Source organism: Pseudoalteromonas sp. Z1A6 (assembly GCF_011378745.1).
Classification (GTDB): Bacteria; Pseudomonadota; Gammaproteobacteria; order Enterobacterales; family Alteromonadaceae; genus Pseudoalteromonas; species Pseudoalteromonas arctica.
The window spans coordinates 1-4,066 of sequence record NZ_WTKW01000360.1 but is presented as its reverse complement, the minus strand read 5'-3'; the positions used below and the strand labels follow the sequence as shown (position 1 = coordinate 4,066).

3 protein-coding genes are annotated in these 4,066 nt (G+C 37.9%); all 3 read left to right on the top strand.

Annotated elements, in window-relative coordinates:
- Positions 1-457: 457 nt before the first annotated feature.
- Positions 458-1,252 carry a VOC family protein gene (locus tag GQR46_RS17055; protein WP_165728075.1) on the top strand — a complete coding sequence of 265 codons (795 nt, stop codon included), beginning with the start codon at positions 458-460 and terminating at the stop codon, positions 1,250-1,252.
- A gap of 86 nt (positions 1,253-1,338) precedes the next feature.
- The gene (locus GQR46_RS17050) at positions 1,339-1,701 is read left to right on the top strand and encodes a hypothetical protein (protein ID WP_165728076.1); all 363 of its coding nucleotides are present in this window, start codon (positions 1,339-1,341) and stop codon (positions 1,699-1,701) included.
- On the top strand, positions 1,698-4,031 hold the full coding sequence (locus GQR46_RS17045; protein WP_165741672.1) for a fatty acid cis/trans isomerase: 2,334 nt from the start codon (positions 1,698-1,700) through the stop codon (positions 4,029-4,031). Before GQR46_RS17050 ends, GQR46_RS17045 begins: the two co-directional genes overlap by 4 nt.
- The last annotated feature ends 35 nt before the right edge of the window (positions 4,032-4,066 follow it).

Sequence of the window (4,066 nt, the reverse complement as noted above, 5' to 3'; positions counted from 1 at the left end):
ATTCGGGCTTTTTTACGTCTGTAGAAAAGTGAAATGCGCGCAATTAACACACACTCACATCAACACCTAGCTCGTAGGGCGGGCGAGTGCAGCGACTCCCGACGCTGATATACTGCGTAGCGTACCGACTTTATATTGTAGAGCGTCTGAATCTAATGATTCGGGCTTTTTTACGTCTGCAAAAAAGTGATTTAGGGATTCCTCTAGAGCGAAGGACTTCTTAGTAAATCATTTATATCGATCAGCAATAATATTTAATCAATTTGAGGGATTAAATCTGACGCTAACTGCGTTAAAAATCTCATATATGAAACAACTGAATAACGAATTCTTGCCCTTCTTTTATCGACTCCGCTTAGTTATTGCTCTAATCTCAATTTATGATCTGTTCAATTATGTAGTTTATAAAATGTGACAGAGCTCGTTTAGATAAAAATAGAATAATAAGGGTTTAATAATGAGTGAAATTGATAATCATCCACATGGCATTTTTTGTTGGTCAGAACTTTGTACGCATAATTGGAAAGATGGTAAGGCGTTTTATACATCATTATTTGATTGGGGGTATGACGATCAACCTATTGGGGAGGACATATATTACACCATGCTACAAAAGCAAGGTGGTGATATAGCCGCTATGTATGAAATGCCTAAAGAGCAAATTAGTGAAGGGATCCCAAGTCATTGGTTGGCTTACATTGCCGTCGACAATGTTGATGATTGTGCGCTAAAAGCTAAAGAACTAGGTGCTGAAGTTATTGCCGGTCCTCATGATGTTATGAATGCAGGACGAATGTTGATGCTAAAAGATCCTGTAGGTGCCACTGTTGCACTATGGCAAGGCAATGAGCATAAAGGTTGTAAGTACTTAGGTGAATTAAACACGCCTTATTGGCATGAGTTAGCAACCAGAAATAGTAAAGTAAGTAGAGATTTTTACTGTGCTTTACTAGGCTGGGAAAGTGAAATAAAGCCAATGGAAGGTATGAACTACACTTTATTTTTGGTTGATGGACAGCCAATTGCCGGTATGCTTGAGATGACAAGCGACTGGCCTGAAGATATTCCTGCTCATTGGATGATTTATTTTGCAGTAGAGAGCTGCGATACGGCAGTAAATAAAGCCGCTAGCTTAGGTGGACAAGTATGTGTTCCTGCAACAGATATCCCCGATGTTGGTCGTTTTAGTGTTATATGCGATCCTCAAGGTGGTGTATTTTCGGTGATCGAATCTGTTATAGATGACGTTTAAACAGTTACATTAGCTTTAGCGTTAATTTACTCGCTAGTTTGTTATAATACTCGCCAATTAAATCGTCAGAAAGTGCAGAGAACGCAATGGAATTTGAACAAAATAGCAATTTAACCCTTCCTTTATTTCTATTAGATGAATCATTAAGTAATAGAGATTTAGAGCAGCCTGATTTTGAAATATCAATTGGACTTGATGATGAGTTACTTGCTCAAATTTGCCAAAATCCAAGTGAAGATAGCAGTGTAGCTATTACCGTTAGCGGTTATGAGTTGCTTATAACTGATTCTCTGTATTTAAGTATATTAGAGCAAGAGCATGATGCGCAGATAACATTAACGCATGGGCCTCTTTTAAGTATTGTTTTGAATACTGAAGGTCAAAAAACATTCGTTTCCCCTCAAATGGATATGATGCCTACCTTCGATTTAGGTGACGAGGACGAATGAAAAAAATAATAATAAGTACATTCGTATTAATTATCCTTAGTGGCTGTGCTTACTTAGGTAATGCACATTACGATGATTTATTTGGCCCTGAACAAGCGCAAGAACGTATCGTTCCACATTCTACCCTTGCTGGAGCTGATTTTTTACAAAACGTAAAACCAGTACTCGATACCCGCTGCGTCGTTTGCCATGGTTGTTACGATGCACCTTGCCAGCTTAAGCTCTCATCCCCTGAAGGTATTGATCGAGGTTTGAGTAAAGAGCTCGTTTACGATGGAACTCGTTTATTGGCAACGACCCCAAGCCGTTTATTGTTTGATGCAACCAATACACAGCAATGGCGAGAAAAAAACTTTACGCCAGTGCTAAATGAGCGCGTACAAAGTGAAGAAGCAAACTTAGCGGGAAGTGTTTTATTTAATAGTTTAGTGTTAAAGCAAAGCTATGAATTACCAACTAATGAAGTGCTAGATGATGAATTTGATTTTTCATTAGGGCGTTCGCAAACCTGTGCAACAATGGGGGAGTTTGACCGATTAGCTGACGAGCAACCTCATGGCGGTATGCCTTATGGTTTACCTGGGGTTTCGCGCGAAGAGTTTAATCATTTACAGAACTGGCTTAAAAATGGCGGTAAAATGTCACATATTGAGCCACCAAGTAAGTATGATCAGAATAAAATAAAGGGCTGGGAAGCATTTTTAAATCAAGATAACTTAAAGTATCAGTTATCAGCACGTTATATTTATGAACATTGGTTTTTAGCACATATTTATTTTACGTCAGAGAACCCACAAAGCTTTTTTAAACTAGTTCGCTCAAGTACGCCTCCTGGTGAGGAAATAAAGTTAATTAATACGCGTCGTCCATACGATGACCCTAAAGTTAGCCGTGTTTATTATCGTTTTATGCAAGAGCGTACAACCATACTTTCTAAAACGCATTTACCACTTGAGCTTAATGAAACTAAATTACTGCGTTTGTACGAGCAGTTTATTGCGCCAGATTATACAGTTACGCAAATGCCGAGTTATGAGCCTAAGTCAGCATCTAACCCATTTAAAACTTTTGAAGTTATTCCTATTAATTCTAAATATCAATTTATGCTTGATGAAGCAGAGTTAATTATTATGGGCTTTATAAAAGGGCCTGTTTGTCGTGGTCAGATTGCTTTAAATGTTATAAATGATCACTTTTGGGTGGCATTTGCTGATCCTGATAAGGTTGCGACTCCTGCTGTAGGGGAAATGCTAATGCAACATGAAGAAGCTCTAGAACTTCCTGCCGCAGAGGAAAGTAATGCGTTACCTATTTCTAGCTGGGTTAAATATTCAGTTCGTGAGAAAAAATATTTACAGGCAAAAGTTGAGCTTGCAAACGAAATGTTCAAAGGTGGCGAGCATCTTACAACTGACTTGCTTTGGAAAGGTGATGGGCATAATAAAAATGCTGCACTGACTATTTTCCGCCATTTTGATAGTGCAACTGTTGTTAAAGGTTTTATTGGTCAAGAGCCTAAAACCACGTGGATACTTGATTATGCGTTATTTGAACGTATTCATTATTTGCTTGTGGCAGGCTTTGATGTATACGGAAATATAGGCCATCAATTGGTTACACGTTTATATATGGATTTTTTACGTTTAGAGGGAGAGCAAAACTTTTTAGCTCTATTACCTGAGCACAAGCGTAATCAAATCAAAAAGCAGTGGTATCGTAATTCACCACCTGACTTATCTAAGTTCTTTAAAAGTAACCGAGAATTTAGCCAGCCCAGTGGTATTAACTATGAAACTGATGATCCACAGCATGAACTATATACCTTGATGAAAGAAGCCTTAGCGTCAGTTTTAAGTGAAAAATACAACTACACTGAAGTGGCAAAGCCGTTAAATGTAATAAGTGAAATGCCAGCAAAAGCGGTTAACTTATTACCTCAGCTTTCTTTTATACTTGTAAAGCAAGAAGATAATAGCCATAAGGGCTACACTATTATTCATCATAATGCGCACTACAATATATCTAGTTTATTAAACGAAGATGGCCAACGTGCTTATGATGAAGATACTGCGACTATTGTTCCTGGGTTTATCGGAGATTATCCAGCAGCTATTTGGTATTTAAATAACGAGCAGCAAGTAAATGCTTTTGCCGAGCAATTGCCTATGATGCAAATAGAAGCTGATTATGGTGCATTGAAATCTAAGTTTGGTATACGACGTACTCATCCACAGTTTTGGCAATACAGCGATATATTGCACGATACAGCTAAAAAATATCGTGGGATAGAATATGGAATGTTCGACTATAACCGTTTAGAAAATAGATAGTTAAATAGTTTTATTTTATTAGCCCAACTTTTTAG

Excerpts from the sequence above, each read along its gene's own strand:
- GQR46_RS17045 (WP_165741672.1), top strand. The coding sequence starts at position 1,698 with ATGAAAAAAATAATAATAAGTACATTCGTATTAATTATCCTTAGTGGC.
- GQR46_RS17050 (WP_165728076.1), top strand. The coding sequence starts at position 1,339 with ATGGAATTTGAACAAAATAGCAATTTAACCCTTCCTTTATTTCTATTA.
- GQR46_RS17055 (WP_165728075.1), top strand. The coding sequence starts at position 458 with ATGAGTGAAATTGATAATCATCCACATGGCATTTTTTGTTGGTCAGAA.